Source organism: Microbacterium sp. EST19A (genome assembly GCF_019969685.1).
Classification (GTDB): Bacteria; Actinomycetota; Actinomycetes; order Actinomycetales; family Microbacteriaceae; genus Microbacterium.
In genome coordinates, this window is the sequence record NZ_JAHXYZ010000002.1 from 1,552,086 (window position 1) to 1,568,166 (window position 16,081).

General features: G+C 71.1%; 8 protein-coding genes. All 8 read right to left on the bottom strand.

Annotated features, from left to right (window positions below):
* The 8 genes from LC452_RS17515 to LC452_RS17550 are packed head-to-tail and all read right to left on the bottom strand — an operon-like array spanning position 1 to position 16,029.
* Positions 1 to 1,629: a serine/threonine-protein kinase gene (locus LC452_RS17515; protein WP_223627557.1), complete on the bottom strand. Its 1,629-nt coding sequence runs from the start codon at positions 1,627 to 1,629 to the stop codon at positions 1 to 3.
* Entirely contained in the window at positions 1,626 to 3,113 is a 1,488-nt protein-coding gene (locus LC452_RS17520) for an FHA domain-containing protein (protein ID WP_223627558.1), read from the bottom strand. The genes LC452_RS17515 and LC452_RS17520 overlap by 4 nt, the downstream gene beginning before the upstream one ends.
* Positions 3,113 to 3,928 (bottom strand): PP2C family serine/threonine-protein phosphatase, encoded by an 816-nt coding sequence (locus LC452_RS17525; protein WP_223627560.1) that lies wholly within the window; start codon positions 3,926 to 3,928, stop codon positions 3,113 to 3,115. The genes LC452_RS17520 and LC452_RS17525 overlap by 1 nt, the downstream gene beginning before the upstream one ends.
* Entirely contained in the window at positions 3,925 to 5,289 is a 1,365-nt protein-coding gene (locus LC452_RS17530) for an RDD family protein (protein ID WP_223627562.1), read from the bottom strand. The genes LC452_RS17525 and LC452_RS17530 overlap by 4 nt, the downstream gene beginning before the upstream one ends.
* Positions 5,286 to 7,688, bottom strand: coding sequence for a transglutaminase domain-containing protein (locus tag LC452_RS17535; protein WP_223627563.1), 2,403 nt, complete (start codon positions 7,686 to 7,688; stop codon positions 5,286 to 5,288). The genes LC452_RS17530 and LC452_RS17535 overlap by 4 nt, the downstream gene beginning before the upstream one ends.
* On the bottom strand, positions 7,685 to 8,947 hold the full coding sequence (locus tag LC452_RS17540; RefSeq protein ID WP_223627564.1) for a DUF58 domain-containing protein: 1,263 nt from the start codon (positions 8,945 to 8,947) through the stop codon (positions 7,685 to 7,687). Before LC452_RS17540 ends, LC452_RS17535 begins: the two co-directional genes overlap by 4 nt.
* Positions 8,947 to 9,918: a MoxR family ATPase gene (locus LC452_RS17545; RefSeq protein WP_223627566.1), complete on the bottom strand. Its 972-nt coding sequence runs from the start codon at positions 9,916 to 9,918 to the stop codon at positions 8,947 to 8,949. Before LC452_RS17545 ends, LC452_RS17540 begins: the two co-directional genes overlap by 1 nt.
* Before the next feature lie 42 nt (positions 9,919 to 9,960).
* On the bottom strand, positions 9,961 to 16,029 hold the full coding sequence (locus LC452_RS17550) for an Ig-like domain-containing protein (RefSeq protein ID WP_223627567.1): 6,069 nt from the start codon (positions 16,027 to 16,029) through the stop codon (positions 9,961 to 9,963).
* Positions 16,030 to 16,081: the final 52 nt, after the last annotated feature.

Sequence of the window (16,081 nt, forward strand, 5' to 3'; positions counted from 1 at the left end):
TCAGTCGACGCACCCCCGCACCGGCTCGGACACCCGTCCGTCGTCGCGGCGCAGCATGACGTCGATGCAGACCGTGCCGGTCGTCGCCGGCACCTGCGCCACGGGCGCATCGGACTGCTGCGGATCGACCTGACCGGAGACGTCGACGACGCTCCAGATGAACGTGTCGCCCTCCTGGGGGTCCTTGTTCACCCAGGTGAAAGCGATCAGCTCCCCCTGCCGGGTGCCGCCGAGGTCGGCGACCTTCGGGACGAAGTCGGACTGCACGTCCTGCGGCTCGGCGGTCTCGGTCGTCTCCGGCTGCGTCTCGATGCCGGCGACCAGGAGGTTGAGTCCCACGATCGTCCCGACCACGACGACCACGGCGGCGACGGTCGAGAGGGCGATCCACAGCCCTCTCCTGCTGCGCGGCGGCTCCGCTCCGGGGACCGCGGCCGGTGCGAACGCGGGAGCGGCCTGCAGAGCGGGAGTGGCGGATGCCGCCGCCTGGGGTGCGACGACCATCGGCGGTCGCACGATGGTCCGGTCATCGGGGGCGGGCGGCGCGCTCGGCGTCGGAACCCGCATCTGGGTCGCCTCGTCGACGGCATCCACCCGCTGCGGCGGATCGAAGCGCGGCACGTCGGGGAGGGCGGGCAGCGCGCTCTTGGGCTGCGTCGTCGCGGACGGACGCGTGAACGCGGCGACGTCCGGATCGATGCTGACGATCTCGCGGACCCGGGTGAGCCCGTCCCCATCGTCGTCCAGATCCTCCGGTGTCGGGTGGTCGTCGACGATGTCGATCGGCGTCACCGAGTGCGACAGCTCGATCTGCACCTTCTGCAGAGCCCGCGCGAACGCCACCGCGCTCGGGTAGCGGTCGTCGGGGTTCTTCGCCATCGCGCGCTCGAGCACGCGCTGCAGGCTCTCCGGGGAGTCCGGGCGGCCGAGCGAGGTGAGCGCGGCGCGCTCGATCCGCTCGATGAGGTCGGCACTGGAGTTGCGCTCCCCCGGTCGCTCGAACGGCGAGCGCCCGGCCAGCAGGGTGTAGATGGTCGCGCCGAGAGCCCACACATCGGTGCGCGGGCCGCTCGACGGCGACTCGGCGAACGACTCGGGCGGCGACCACGGGATCGACATGCCGGAGGCCTCGCCCGTCGCGCCGGTCGTCGAGGCGATGCCGAAGTCGGTCAGCGCAGGACGGTTGTAGGCCGTGACGAGGATGTTGGCCGGCTTGATGTCGCGGTGCAGCACGCCGGCGCGGTGCGCGGTCTCCACCGCTCCCGCGACCTGCACGCCGACGCGCAGCGCCTCGGCGACCGAGAACGACTCCCGCCTCGCGCGCAGCTGCAGGTTCGGCCGGGGGCAGTACTCCATCACGAGGTAGGGCCGGCCGTCGCCGGCGACCCCCGCCTGATAGATCGTGACGATCGCCGGATGCGTCGACAGCATCGCCATGACGTTCGCCTCATCGGCGAACTCCTGTGCGGCGCTGCTCGAGATGCGGTCGGCGAGCAGCACCTTCACCGCGACCTGGCGGCGCGGCATCTCCTGCTCGTACAGGAAGACGTCCGCGAAACCGCCCGTGCCGAGCGGCTCGAGATAGCGGAACCCGGGGAGCTCCGGGGGTGGAGAGGGAGGACGACTCACGGCAGATCCTCGAACGCGACCTTCACACCGTCGCCGAGGTCGACCACGTCACCGGACAGCACGAGGGTCTGCTCGCCCGGGTGCAGGCGGATCGGGTCGGCCCCGGGGCGCAGCAGGGTGGAGCCGTTCGTGGTGTGCAGGTCGATGACCACCACCGTGTCGCCTTCCGGACGGATCTCGAGGTGGCTGCGGGAGATGTCCTGCTGCGGGCTCTCGACGGCGATCAGGTGCGGGAGGTTCGCCCCGCTGGCCCGCGTCGAGCGCGGGCGTCGTCCGATGATCACCGTGCGGTCGAGCGCGACGACCTGGCCGGTCGACACACGGATCCGGCCGGTCGCACCCGGCGTCACCGGGATGACGGCGGTCGGTGCATCGTTGCCGACCGGCGGCTGCTGACGGAGTGCCCTGAGCTCGGCAGCCGAGATCGTCGCGCCGTCGTGGTCGCCCTGGTCGGGGAACGGCGACGCCGGCGCCACGGCAGGGGCCGCTGCCGCAGCAGCGCCGGCCGTCGGGACCGAGTGGACCGTCGCGCCCCACAGCTGATCGAAATCCTCGGTCGACGGGGCTAGCGTGACCTCGGTCGGCAGGATCGTGGCGTCGTCGACCTCCGGAGCAGGCTCCGCGTCGGTCGAATCCTCGACATCGCCGAACAGCTCGTCGAGCGGATCGACGGGTTCCGCGGCCGGGGCTCCGTCGATCGGGGATCCGTCCACCGACTCCTCGTCCGCCGACGGCTCGTCGGCATCCGGGGCGACGTCCTCGGGAGCGACGTCCTCGGGGGCGACCGGGGCGACGTCGGAGTAGGGATCGTCGGATACGGGCAGAGCTTCCGTGGTCAAGGGCTCGGCGGGCGCCGCGTCCTCGGACTCGGGCTCCGCCGGGACCTCCGGCTCGGGGACGACGTCGGATGCTGCCGGCACAACTCCCCCGAAGTCGGCGATGGACGGCGCCGGAGTGCCCGCGAGCACGGCTGCCGACACCCCTGCCGCGCCGGTCTCGATGACCGGCACCGGGCCGAGCGCTGCGGCGAGAGGACGGTCGTCGTCGGTCTCGAGCTCGGCGCTCACGGCTGCGACACGCACGACGCCGCTCTGCACAGGGAGAGCGGCCGTGCCCTCGACGGTCTCGACCGTGATCTCGACGCGGGACGCGCCGCCCACGAAGCGCTCGCTCCAGGTGGTGACCTCGGCGCCGGAGAACGAGTGCGACTCGGTGGCGGTGCTCACGCGTGCGCTGACGCCGCCGCGCAGCGCGATGCGGATGTCCGAACCCTCTGCGACCGCGGCGACGAACGGGGGAAGCGACGCGAAGGCCCCGCCAGCGTGCGCGGTGAGCACGTCGACGACGGTCGCGAGCGACTTCTGCGCCGGCATCCGCTCCCACAGCTGCGCCACGACGTCTCCCGGCACATCCGGCGGCAGCGCCACGAGCGCACCGGGGATGACGATCAGGTACCACTGTCCCGGTCGGTAGATGGTCTGCATCAGCGAACCCCTCCTGCTGCGGCCTCGCGCGGACGCGTGTCCATGTCGATGTCCGAGTCCGTCTCGAGGAGCGTCCCCGGTCGCGAGGCGACCGAGACGGCGTCCACGACGACCACGGTGATGTTGTCCCTGCCGCCGGCCGAGACCGCGTCGTCGACGAGTACGTCGGCAGCCTTCTGCGGGTCGGACGTGTTCTGCAGCACCTCGCGGATGCGGGCATCCGACACCTCGGAGGTCAGGCCGTCGGAGCAGACCATGATGCGGTCGCCGAGCTCGGCCGGGAAGAGCCAGTAGTCGGCGTCGCCGGTGCTGCTGGCGCCGATCGCCCGGGTGATGATGTTGCGCCGTCGATCGGTCGCGGCGTCCTCGACGGTGATCTCGCCGGCTTCGATCAGCTCCTGCACGACCGAGTGGTCCACGCTGATCTGCTCCAGCTCGCCGTCGGCCAGCCGGTACGTGCGCGAGTCGCCGATGTTCACGGCCAGCCAGTACCCCATGCCGTCGACCGACGCGATGACGACCCCGCTCAGAGTCGTCCCGGCGCGTCCGTTGCCCGAGGTGGAGAGCTCCTCGACGCTCGCCCGTGCGCGCGACAGCGCGAGCCGCACGTCGTCGAGTTCGAGCGATGCCCGGCCGATCGAGCCGGAGAACTCGGCGATGACCGCTGCGCTCGCCCGCTCGCCCGCCTCATGGCCACCCATGCCGTCGGCGACCACGAACACCGGCGCGCTCGCGAGGTGCGCGTCCTCATTGAGGGCGCGACGGAGTCCGGGGTGCGTCGCCGACCCCGTCGAGACGATGAGTGCGGGCCTCATGCGTAGCCGCCGATCGTGACGATGCGGTCGCCGATCTCGATGGCGTCGCCGAGCCGCACCGGCACGCGCTGACCCGCGGGGCAGGCGATCCGCTGCCCGTCGCGCACCAGGGTCATGCCGTTGGTCGAATGCCGGTCCAGCACCCAGCCGCCGGAGGATTCCGCCGCCGCCTCGAAATGCGTCTTCGACAGCGAGAGGGTCTCGTCGCGCACCGGCACGACGACCGCGCCGTCCTCCGCCGCAGGGTTGCGGCCGAAGATCGTGCGCCGCGAGACCGAGACGCGGGTGCCGTCGTCCCACGTGAAGACGAGACGGTGACCGGGGATGCTGATCCGCGTGTCCTCGATGTCCTCGGACTCCGGCGCGACGGGCGCCGCGGGGGCCGCCGGCGGATCGACCGGGACGGGCGGCGCGGCAGGCGCGGGCGGGACCGCCGGGGCGACCGGAGCGGCGGCGGGCGGGAAGACCGGAGCGGCTGGCACGACCGGGGCGGGCGGCGCCGGCGGGGCGTCCTGGGCCGCGGGACGCGCGGCCGAATACCCCTGCACGGTCTCATCGAGCTCGGACACGGCATCCGGCTGAGGCGCGGGCGTGACGCGCGGCGGCGGAGCATCCTGCGTGATGCCGGGGACGAACGCGATCAGCGAGCCCGCGTCGGCCGGCGGCACCGCGGGCGCAGGATGCGCCAGCGCGGCGGGGATCACGGGCTGCACCGGGAACACCGGCGCTGCCGGCTGCGACGCCGGGAGCACAGGCTGCGCGGGAGCCGGCATGGCAGGCTGCGCCGACGGATGCGGGATGCCGGGGATCGCGGGGGCGGCCGGACGCGCCGGCTCGGGCGACAGTCCGGGCGCGACCGTCGCGGGGGCACCTGCAGCGGCGGCCGACGGAGCGGAGGCCGCGGGCCCGGCCGCGCGCGCGTCCAGCATGAGGGAGCCGGCGACCTTGTCGTGCCAGCCCTGGAACCGGCCCGAGCCGTCGAACAGCGGCGTGAAGTAGCCGACGACGATCGAACCCGCGAGACCGAAGATGACGTTGCGCAGCAGGGTCTTCCCGAAGCCCAGCGGCGCCTGCCCCTGGGCCGAGACGAGACGCAGACCCTGGGCGCGCATGCCGATGGATCCGGTTCCCGCCTGCATCAGCGTGTAGACGACGAACCAGCCGAGCAGCAGGAGGGAGACGATCGGACCGCCGATGAGCAGCGTCGTCAGCCCTGCCTCGATCCCGCCCGAGAGCGTGGCGGCGACCATCAGACCGCCGCCGAGGATGACGGCGAGACCGGCCGCGATGAGCGCGTCGATGAGGTAGCCGATCGCGCGGCGGGAGATCGGCGCGATCTGTGCGTGCGCAGGCTGCGTCATGGGGTCTCGCTCTCGGGTGCGGCCGGTGTACTCGTGTTGCTGCTCTCGATCGTGCCAGGTTCGCGGCGAACGCGCGCGGTCGCCGCTTCACGGAGCCCCTGGAGACCGGTCGAGATCGCTGTTCCGCCCAGCAGCGAGCGCAGGCTCAGCCGGGCCTTGATGCGCTTCCAGAAGCCGGCATCCTCGCCCAGCCCGCCGACGATCCCGTCGACCTCGCTCCAGAACGCCTCGACGTCCTCCGGGGTCGGATCGGTCGGACCGAACACCTCGGCGTCGGCCCGCTGAGCGAGATCCGCGACCTTCGGCACGGCGAGTGTCGCTACCACCGCCGCGGCCTCCTCCGGCCGCGTGCCGCCCGGCGCCAACCGGGCTCCGTAGTCGACGGCGCGATCGGTGAGCTCGTCCCAGCCGCCGCTGATGCGGTCGGCGGTGCGGGCAGCGGCCCGCCGAGACCGGCGCTTCGCGGCCTTCCACGCCCCGATCACGATGAACGGCGACATGAGCAGCGCGATGATCCCGAGCGAGATCCCGCCGATGAGCAGGATCGCGCCGATGATGCCGGCGAGGTTGAGGCTCTCGTCCTCGGACTCGCGGTCGTCGGGCAGGGTCGGCGGCAGGTCGACCGGCTCCTGCGGCGGGGGCGGCGGCTGCAGCACCTGCGGCTTCGGGTCGACGCGCGGCTTCGTGTTCTGGTCGTTGGGGACCTGGTCCTCAGGCGGCGTCGGGTTGAACGGGAGCCATCCGAAGCCCTCGAAGTTCACCTCGACCCAGGCGTGCACGTTGTCGCCGGTGGCGGTGAAGACCGCCTCGCCCGCCTGCTCCTCGTCGGGGTAGTACCCCATGACGACGCGGACCGGGATGCCGAGTTCGCCGGCGAGCAGCGACATCGCGACGGCGTACTGCTCGTCGTCGCCGATCATCTGGTCGCCGCCGATGAGGGTCGTGATGCGCTCGGAGGTGTGCCCCGCACGGGACAGCACCTCACCCTCGAGTCCGTGGCTGAAGAAGCCGCCCTCGGAGAGGAAGCTCTCCAGCGCGCGCACCTGCTCGATGGGCGACTCGGCGCTGGCGACGGTCTCCGCCGCGAGCGCGGTCAGCTCCTCCGGCACGTTGCTCTGCTTGGGCTTCGCGACCGTTCCGAAGTCCACGTCGGCGAGCTGATCGTCGTCGGGGGTGTTCGGCATGACGGCGTCGACGGAGTACTCGTCGCCCTTCTGCAGCTTCACCGTGGAGACCGCGGTGCCGGTCGCGGTGTTCACGTACGTGCCGCGGCGCAGCTCCTCGGCGCGATCGCCGGTGAACCGGATCTCGGACAGCTCGCCGGCCGTCGGCATCCATACCGCGCTGTAGTCGTCGACCGCGAAGTTGAGCGTGACGGGCACGCCCTCGGCATCCGGCGACATGTTGGAGCGCAGCGGCGAGAACGCGCTCGACGAGGTGGGTCCGCCGTCGGTGACGTTGTAGACCATGCCGTCGTACTCGTCCATGACCGCGGTGCGGATGCGCGCGCCCTTGGGCAGCCCCTGCACGGTGAAGAGCGTCTCGTCGACCTCGTCGCGCACGTTCTTGCGGAACGCCTGCAGCGGGCTCGGGTAGTCGCGGATGTTGAACGGCGGGATGATCACGTCGCGGAAGACGTGACGCGGCTCGACCGGGGCGGCGATGGCGCTGGTGGCGACGCCGGCGCCGCCCGCGATCGCCAGGACCGCGACACCGGCGAGCAGCCGCCGCATGCGCATGTGCGCGGCGCGCGACGGATCGACCTCGCTCACCGAGACGGCCGAGTTCTGCGGCGCCCAGATCTGCCGCAGCGCGAGCCAGGCGATGCTGACCACCGCGAAGACGAGACCCTGCACGATCGGGAACGCCGGCTGCGGGGTGCCGAGCGCGATCACGAGCATCAGCAGCACGCCGGCGGGCAGCAGCGCCCACGCCACCTGCGGCAGTCGGAGCGCGAGCGAGGCGGTGAGCGTCGTGACGACGAGCGCCAGCAGGAACGGCACGATGAGGTGGCCGTCGGCCGCGGCGACCGGCGCCACGGTGGTGAGCATCTGCTTCCAGGCCGTGACGGTGCCGAGCGCGAGCTTCTGCAGCGTCTCCAGCGTCGGGACGAACCCGAGGATCGCGGTCTGCGGAAGCGCGAAGGCGGCGCCGAACACGAAGTAGGCGGCGACGGTGAGCCCGGTGATGATGAGGATGCCCCATCGGCGCCAGGCCGCGACGCCGGCGATGGCCAGACCGACCACGATGCCGCCGATGGCGGCCGGCAGGAACGAGGGACCGGCGAACGTGGGCCAGAAGCCGACGAGTGCGACGGCGACGAGCAGAGCCGTCGCCCCGAGGTCGAGGGTCCAGCGACGCACGGAGATCGAGCGGGTCGCGGCGGCGGGCGCGGTCATGCGAGCACCTTCTGCAGGGCGAGAGGGATCTGGTCGAGCTCGCCGACCGTGATGACGTCGGCGTCGCCGATGCGCCGGAGCGCGGGAGCCGACGCCGAGGTGTCGGCGACGACGGCGAGGGCGCGGGCGCCGTAGGGAAGCCGGGAGCAGGCGAGGCGCAAGTCGTCGGAGCTCACCCTGGAGCCGCAGACGAGCACCACCACGCTCGCCAGAGGCATGGTGGCCGAGAGCACCCCGGCGAGCTCGGCGATGCCGCCTTCGCGCGGCTTGCTGTTCTCGACGGCCGAGAGCGAGTCGAGCAGCTGCTTGCCGGTGCCGGCGGGCAGCTCGCGCCCCTGCACGCGCATGTCCACGCGCTGCGAGTCGCGGAGCGCGCGGAGGCCGATGGAGCCGGCGGCCGAGATCGCCAGCTCGAAGTCCTCCGACGTCGCGTAGTCGCCGCTGGAGCGCGACAGACCGATCACGAAGTGCGAGCGGCGCGTCTCCTCGTACTGGCGCACCATCATGGTGCCGGTGCGCGCAGTGGACTTCCAGTGCACGTGGCGCAGGTCGTCGCCCGGCTGGTACTCGAGCAGGGCGTGGAACGACACGTCGTCGCGGGAGAGGTCCGCAGCGGGCAGGCCCTCGAGGTCGCGCAGATATCCGAGCGACTGTCCGTCGAAGAGGATCGTGCGGGGGTGCACGAAGAGGTCGACGGGGTCGTCGCGCCGGTGCGCGCGCTCGAACAGGCCGAGCGGATCGCCGCGCACGACGCTCACGGGGCCGACCTTCACCACGCCGCGCTTCTGCGTCGGGATCGCGAAGAGCTCCTCCGCCTCCTCGCCGGGGGCGAGCCGCTGGATGCCGAACTCGCCGCGGCCCGATCCGACCGGGAGCACGATGCGCGACGGCAGGATCGCCCGACTGCCGTGGTTCGCGAGCGTGAGGGCGCCGACCGCGCGCTCGCCCACGACCACGCGCGTGCGCGCGAGGTCGAGCGACACGTCGTAGGCGGTGCGGCCGATCAGGAACAGCGAGCACAGCGCGACCGTGATCGCGATGACGATCGCCGCGATGGTGAACTCCGACCACCCGGCGAGCTGGCCGAGGATCCAGAACCCGACCGTGATCCCGATCAGCACCCAGGCCAGCGGGCGGATGGCGGAGCCGATGATGCGGAGGCGCGTCAGGACGCGCGCGCCGATGACGGCCGCGACGTCACGCCATCCGGCGTCGCGGTCCGTCTGCGCCGGCGGCGCCGAGAGTGCCTCCGTGGTCATCAGGCCGCCGTTCGCGCCTGAGGTGCGGCGATCCCGTCGAGCACGCGGCCGATGACGGTCAGGCTGCTGGTCCCGGCGAACTCCGCCTCGGCGTCGAGCAGCAGACGGTGCTGCCAGGTCGGCCGCGCGAGGGCCTTGATGTCGTCGGGGAGCACGAAGTGACGGCCGTGGGCTGCGGCCCACACCTTCGCGATGCGGATCATCGCGATCGCACCACGCACCGAGACGCCCAGGCGGATCGCCGGGTCGTTGCGGGTGGCCTCGGCGAGCTCCGCGACGTACCGGAGCACGGCCGGCTCCACGTGCACGGATGCCGCGAGGTCGGCCATGTCGGCGACGGCGCTCGTCGTGATGATGGCGGAGAGCCCGGCGGACGGGTTGCGGTCGGAGGCTCCGGCGAGGATGCTCTCGGTCACCGCGAGGTCGGGGTACCCGATGGACGTCTTGATGAGGAAGCGGTCGAGCTGCGCCTCGGGGAGCTTGTAGGTTCCGGCCTGCTCGATCGGGTTCTGGGTCGCGATCACGAGGAACGGGCGACCGGTCTCGTGGGTCACGCCGTCGACGGTGACCCGGGACTCCTCCATGACCTCGAGGAGCGCCGACTGCGTCTTCGGCGAGGCGCGGTTGATCTCATCGGCGAGCACGATCGACGCGAAGATCGGACCCTTGTGGAACTCGAAGCGGTGCGACTGCTGGTCGTAGATCGTGACGCCGGTGACGTCGGACGGCAGCAGGTCGGGCGTGAACTGGATGCGCGCGCTCGTGCCCTGCACAGTCGCGGCGAGAGCCTTGGCCAGGCTCGTCTTGCCGGTTCCGGGGGCATCCTCGAGGAGCACGTGGCCCTCGGCGAGCATCGACGCCAGCACCAGACCGACGATCTCGCGCTTGCCCTGCACGGCCTTGTCGATGTTGTCCACCAGGCGCGTGAAGGTTCCCTGGAACCAGGCGGCCTGCTCGGGGGTCATGCTCATGTGGGTTCTGCTCCCTCTCGTGTTCGTTTCGGCTGGGCGCGGCTATGGCCGCGCCCAGAATCTCTTCTCGGTGTCGACGCCGTCGCCCCAGCCCTGGATGTCGACCCAGACATCCTGGCCGTCGCGTCCGACCCAGCAGCCCAGTTGCTGGGAGCCGTTGCCGTTGACGTTGACGGTGTTCGCACTCGCGACCTGACCGGAGTTGGTCGAGTGGCAGGTCACCTGCACGCTGCCGAGGTTCAGATTCTCCCAGTGCATGACGAATCTGCGGCATCCGTTGACACAGCTGCCGGCGGCGTCGCCCTGTGTGACCCAGACCTTGGGCTGCGGCGGGTCATCGGTCTTCGCCGACGCGGAGCCGACGGGAGACCAGGTGCCGTTCGCATCCTGCGCCCTCACCCGGATGCTGTGGGTCTGGCCGTAGCCGTTGCCGACCGTGCGAGAGCCGCTGGCCGCGACGGTCTGCCAGCCGTTGCCGATGTCGATCTGCGTGACCTGGATCGCGCGTCCGTTGTACGACCGCGCGGAGTTCCAGGAGACCTCCACGCTCTGGCCGAGGTTCCTGGCGCTGGCCGCAGGCTCCTTCGGCGGACCGAACGGGACCTGCGCGACGGCGTTCGACGGTCCGCCGACGTACTGCACACCGCCCACGTTCGCGACACCACGGGCTTCCACGTTGTAGTTCGTGCCGTTGTTCAGGCCGCCGATGACGCCGTTGCCCGGCAGGTTGGCCCAGCCGCCGCCGTTGAGACGGTACTGGTAGACCACTTCGCCCTGGCGGGCGCCGTTGCGCGAACCGGGCGTGTAGTGCACGGTGATGCTGCCGTCGCCCGCATCCACGCTGGTGATCTGCCCCGGCGAGGGCGCGATGACGCCGCGGCGCGGCGCCGACATCGGGCTCCACTCGCCCCAGCCGGCCTTGTTCTCCCCGCGGATCCGGTAGGTGTAGTCGTTCTCGGACGTCGGCACGACGACCGCCTGGCTGTTCGAGGCAGCCCCGGGCGACAGCGTGTTGCGCAGAGTGGACCCCTCCCAGACCTCGAGCTGATAGCTCCGAATCGCATCGCCATTCATGGGCGGCGTTCCCCAGTTCACCTGCATCTGCGCCTGGTTCCCGACCGGGGACAGTTCGGCGGTCGTCGGTGCGCCACCGGCCAGCGGAGGACCGGCGGGCACCTCGGAGGCCGACCAGTTGCTCCAGCTCGACGGCTCGGGCGCACGGTTGTGGGCCTGCACGCGCACCTGGTAGTTGCCGCCGTTCTCCAGCCCCTCCCAGGTGAGGGAGTTGCCGGTGACCTCTTTCTGGCTGATGCCCGACGGCGGGGCCGGCGAGATCTCCAGCGTGTACCGCTCGACCGGGGAACCCGGTGTCGTCGGAGTCGTCCAGGCCACCTTGAGCGACTTGTCGCCGAACGCCAGCGACGGCGGGTTCGGGGTGTCCGGACGCGCGTCCGGGCGGGCGACGGCCGACGATCCGGAGGGCTTCGACTCGCCGACGCGGTTCGTCGCAGTGACCTGGAACACGTACTCGACGTTGTTCGTCAGGCCGTCCAGCGTGCACGTGGTCGACTGGCACTCCTTCGAGTACGAGCCGCCCTGCACCGCCTTCACGGTGTACTTCGTGATCTCGGCGCCGTTGTTGGAGGGAGCGCCGTACGACACGACGACGACGCGGTCCTGCACGCTCGTGACCGTGGGCGCGCCGGGAGCCTCGGGAACGCCCTGCACGGTCAGCACGACCTGGCCGGTCGCCTCGCGATCGGGGTCTTCGGTGGCGTCCTGGATGCGGTACCGCACGACGAGGGTGCCGACGAACTCCTTCGACGGCGTCACCACGACGTCGTCGCCCTTCACGCTCACCTGGCCGGCGCCGGTCTCGACGTTCGCATCGAGGATCTTGAGCGGCGTCTCCGGGAACGGGTTGAAGTCGTTCGCGAGCACGGGCACCGTGACCGTCTTGCCCTGGTCGGCCTCGGCGATGGTGTCGGTGTTCGCGGCGGGCATCGCGCGGTTCGACGCGGTGACCTGCACGAGGACGGAGCCCTCCACCGGTTCGGTCTCGCCATCGGTGACGCGCAGGGTCAGGGTCGTCGCCGTGCCCTTCTTCGCGTTCGAGGACGCCTCGACGAGCAGCCGGTCGCCGTCGATCTTCGCGCTGATCCCCTTGCCCTCGCCGTCGACGAGCGAGTACTTGTGCTTGCCCTCGTCCTCCGGGTCGGGGTCGGTCGTGAGCGCGGCGAGGTCGAGCACGCTCGCCTCCTCACCCGGCGCGACGTTGATCTGACTGCCCAGGAACTCCGGCGGCTGGTTGTCGGGCGGCAGCACGTTGACGGGGATGCTGAGAGTCGCCTTGCGGCCCTCAGGGTCGTCGGGGCCCGTGCCGTCGGTGACCTCGAAGGTCAGCGCGTCCTGTCCGAAGTAGCCGGGCGCCGACGTGTAGACGAGCGTCTTCTCGTCTTTCACGAGGTCGGATCCGTCGGCGTTGATCGCGGTCACCTTGGCGTGCTCGGTGATGACGACGTCGCCGCCGCCCGCGACCGTGACGTACTTCGAGAGCGGGACCTCCTTGGTCTCGCCGCTCTTGACCTCGAGGGGCTTGGTCGAGGTCAGGGTCGGGCGCAGACCGTCTTCCGAGGGGACGAAGATGAAGGCCGAGGACTGCAGGTCGTCCTGGTCGGTGAGGGTGTATCGGATCAGCTGCAGCTCGTCGGTGACGGTGACACGCACCTTGCCGTTCTCCAGCACGGTCCCGCCGGCGCCGACCTCGAGGTCCAGCCGATCGGTGGTGCCGTCGGGGTCCTCGTCGTTGTCGAGGATGTCGAGGTCGGCCGAGAGGCTGCCGTCCTCGAGGTCTGCGGGGCGCAGGCGGTCGTCACGGGCGACCGGCGCCTGCAGGGGAACGTCCTCGTCGACCGTGATCTGCAGCACGGCGGTCGCCGTCGCACCGCGGGCATCGGTCACGGTGTACTGCAGCGAGGTCTCCAGCGCGCGGTTCGGCGCCTGGACCAGCACGCGGTCTCCCGACACCCTGGCGGACAGCCCGTCGATGTCGGGCACCTCCAGTCCGTCCTTCACGAGCGCGAGCTTGTCGCCCTCGGGGTCGGAGTCGTTGAGCAGCACCGGCACCGCGATCTCGCGACCGGGGCGCACCACGACCGCGTCCTTCACGGCATACGGAGCCTGGTTGATCTGCTCGGCCGGCGCGATGCCGACGCGGATCGTGGCGGTACCCTCCTTGCCGAGGCGGTCGCGCACGCGGTACTTGAAGACGTCGACGCCCGTCGAGCCCTCGAAGGCCTCGTACGTGAGGTAGTTCTGCGCGACCTCGGTGATGCGGCCCTTGGTCGGGCTGGACGAGACGTCAAGCAGCTCGACCGAGTCGCCGTCGCCGTCGATGCCGTCGAGCGGCACGGCGATGTTGATCTCGGTGCCGGAGAGCGCACGGGCCACGAGATCGCGCGGCCGCGGAGCCGCGTTCGTCTCCTCGTCGACCGGGAGGATCTGGATCGTGACGTACCCGGCTGCCTTCTGCTGGCGTGAGTCGACGGCCTCGTACGTGAGGTACACCGTCTTGGCGTCGGGTCCGGCCTTGAACCGCACGGCATCCTGCGAGACGAACGCCTCGCCGAACTCCGGGTCGACGAACGGCTCGATGAGTTCGGGCGCGACGTGCAGCACGTCGTCGCTCGGGTGCGTGTCGTTGTCGAGCACCGGGATCGTCACGACGTCGCCCGCCCGCACGTAGGCGGTGTCAGGATTCGTGACGGGCTGGAGGATCTCCTCCGCCGCCGGGATCGGCACGACCACGACCTCGCCCACGGCGGACTGCTTGCCGTTGGAGATCCGGTACGAGATGCGCACCTGCTCCTCGAGGGTGCCCTGGTCGGTGATGCGCAGCGTCTCGTGGTTCAGCACCGAGACCGAGACCCCGGTACCGGGCTCGATCGAGACGGACTGCACGACGAGGATGCCACCGGCCGGATCCGTGTCGTTGTTCAGCACACCGATGAGCACGTCGCCGCCCGTCGGCAGCAGCGCGACGTCGCGGACGGCGACCGGCGGCAGATCGACGTCGGCCGCCTCGGTCACGTCGATGCGGACGAGTCCCTCGCCGTTCTCCGGTCCCGCGGTCGCGAGGTACTGCACGTAGTACACCCCGACCGTGGGGGCCGTGAAGCTGAAGGTCTTGTTGGTGAAGTCCGGCAGCACGGTGGCGCCGGGCACCTCGTCGACGCGGCCGAGACGCAGCGGCTCCAGGCCGGAGCTGGTGTCGTTGGCGAGCGGCGCGACCGTGATCTGCTCGCCGACGCGCGTCACGACGTGATCGGCGTTCGTCTTCGGCTTCGTGGTGCCCTGTGCGCGCACGTCGAGCGTGATCGTGGTCGTCGTCAGCTCGCCGAAGCCGTCGGCCACCGTGACCGTCACGTCCTTGCGTCCCTGCTGGCTCGCGGTCGCCTTGTAGGTGAGCTGGCCGTCGGTGCTGAAGTCGACCTCGTCGCCCGGCTCCGCCACGACCTCCTTGAGGTAGATGTCGTCGCCGTCGGGATCGATCCAGTCCGGGAGGATGTTGTACGAGACCGTGCCGCCCGCCTCGACGGTGAGAGAGGTCTTGCGCTTCGCCGTCGGTGCGCCGTTCTGATCCCAGTCGTGCACCGAGAGGGCGACGGTCGCCGTGTCCTTCCCGCCGCGTCCGTCGTCGACCTCGTACTGGAAGCTGCTCGAGCCCGACGCGTCCTCCTCGACGGCGATCTGCAGCGAGCCGCCGTTGTAGATCGGCTGGACCGTGCCGATCGCGGGCTGCGCCTCGGCCATCGCGGCGACCAGGACGTCACCGTCCGGATCGTTGTCGTTGTCGATCACCGGCAGCAGTGCGGAAGCACCCGGCCGCACGCCGAACGCGTCGTCCTCGGCGATCGGCGGGGTGTTCACCTCGCTGCGCTCCGGGAGGGTGGTCTCGACGGTCTCCTCGGTCGAGTCGTCCTCGTTCTCGGTCTCCCCTTCGGGAGGAGTCAGGTCGTTCCAGTTGTCGACGCGCTGCAGGCTCTCGTTCGGCATCCACGCCGCGCCGCCCACCGCATCGTTCAGGATGATCACGTCGCGGTTCACGCGGAAGATGAGGCTCTTCGAGTCCTGCGCCTCCTCGATCGTCGCGGAGACGTCGTTCGCCGACCCGGCGCACTCCCGTACGAAGGCGCCCGATCCGCCCCAGGCGCCGTAGGCGCAGCCCTTGAGCCACACCGGCGCCGCCGGAGAGCCCGAGCCCTCGGCATCCGTCGTCGTGGGTTCGCTTCCGTCGAGCGGCACGCTCACCAGAGCGGATGCCGTGGCGACGGCGACCGCGGTGTTCTCGGCGGAGGCCTGCTGCAGCACGGCATCCTCGGCGTCGGCGATCGTCGTGCGGAAGCCGCCCGGGGTCGTCACGGTGCCGGATGCCGCGTCCAGCACGACCGGAGTGCGCCCGACGGCCGTGATCGTGGGCGGCGTCGAGGCGTCGATCTCGCCGACCGATGCCGTGGACGGCTCGCCGGCCTCGCCCTCGTTGTCGACCGGAACCGTGACGACCTCGCCCTTCGCGCTCGAGAGGCCGAAGACCGTGCCGTCTTCGGCGACCGTCACGTCGGCGTTCTCGCCGAGCTCGGCGACCGGATCGACGGCGCCGATCTCGAAGGAGGCGATGCCCTTGACCGGCACGACCCACAGATCGCCGGACTTCTTGTCGAGGATCGCGGCCGTGCGGTTGCCCAGGGCCACCTTCGCGGAGCTCGGGATGCCGGCGGAGTCGCCCATCGAGACGCGGGCCGGGTCGACGGCGGTGACGGTGGAGCTGCCCTCGTCGACCACCAGCACGTTCGCCGCGGCCTGGAGGATGTCGTAGTTCTCGCCCGTGGTGCGCAGTCCGCCGTCGAGGATCGTCGACTCGTTGTTGAAATGGCCGACGAGGAGGCTCGACGTCTTGGTGATCCAGACGCCGCCGTCGTTCAGATCGACCTTGGTGGTGGGGAACCCCTCATAGGTGAGGGCCATGGTCGTGATCGCGACGACGCCGATAGTGACGCCGGCCGCCGAGGCGAGCGCCTTCGGGCGCGCGCGCATCCACGACAGAGCCTTCATCCGCCGGTCTCCCCCCAGGCCTCGCATCTGGAACTGCGATCCGCACCGTTCG

Bases quoted from the DNA above. Each gene is read 5' to 3' on its own strand.
- LC452_RS17550 (WP_223627567.1), bottom strand. From the start codon at position 16,029: ATGAAGGCTCTGTCGTGGATGCGCGCGCGCCCGAAGGCGCTCGCCTCG.
- LC452_RS17535 (WP_223627563.1), bottom strand. From the start codon at position 7,688: ATGACCGCGCCCGCCGCCGCGACCCGCTCGATCTCCGTGCGTCGCTGG.
- LC452_RS17545 (WP_223627566.1), bottom strand. From the start codon at position 9,918: ATGAGCATGACCCCCGAGCAGGCCGCCTGGTTCCAGGGAACCTTCACG.
- LC452_RS17525 (WP_223627560.1), bottom strand. From the start codon at position 3,928: ATGAGGCCCGCACTCATCGTCTCGACGGGGTCGGCGACGCACCCCGGA.
- LC452_RS17520 (WP_223627558.1), bottom strand. From the start codon at position 3,113: ATGCAGACCATCTACCGACCGGGACAGTGGTACCTGATCGTCATCCCC.
- LC452_RS17540 (WP_223627564.1), bottom strand. From the start codon at position 8,947: ATGACCACGGAGGCACTCTCGGCGCCGCCGGCGCAGACGGACCGCGAC.
- LC452_RS17530 (WP_223627562.1), bottom strand. From the start codon at position 5,289: ATGACGCAGCCTGCGCACGCACAGATCGCGCCGATCTCCCGCCGCGCG.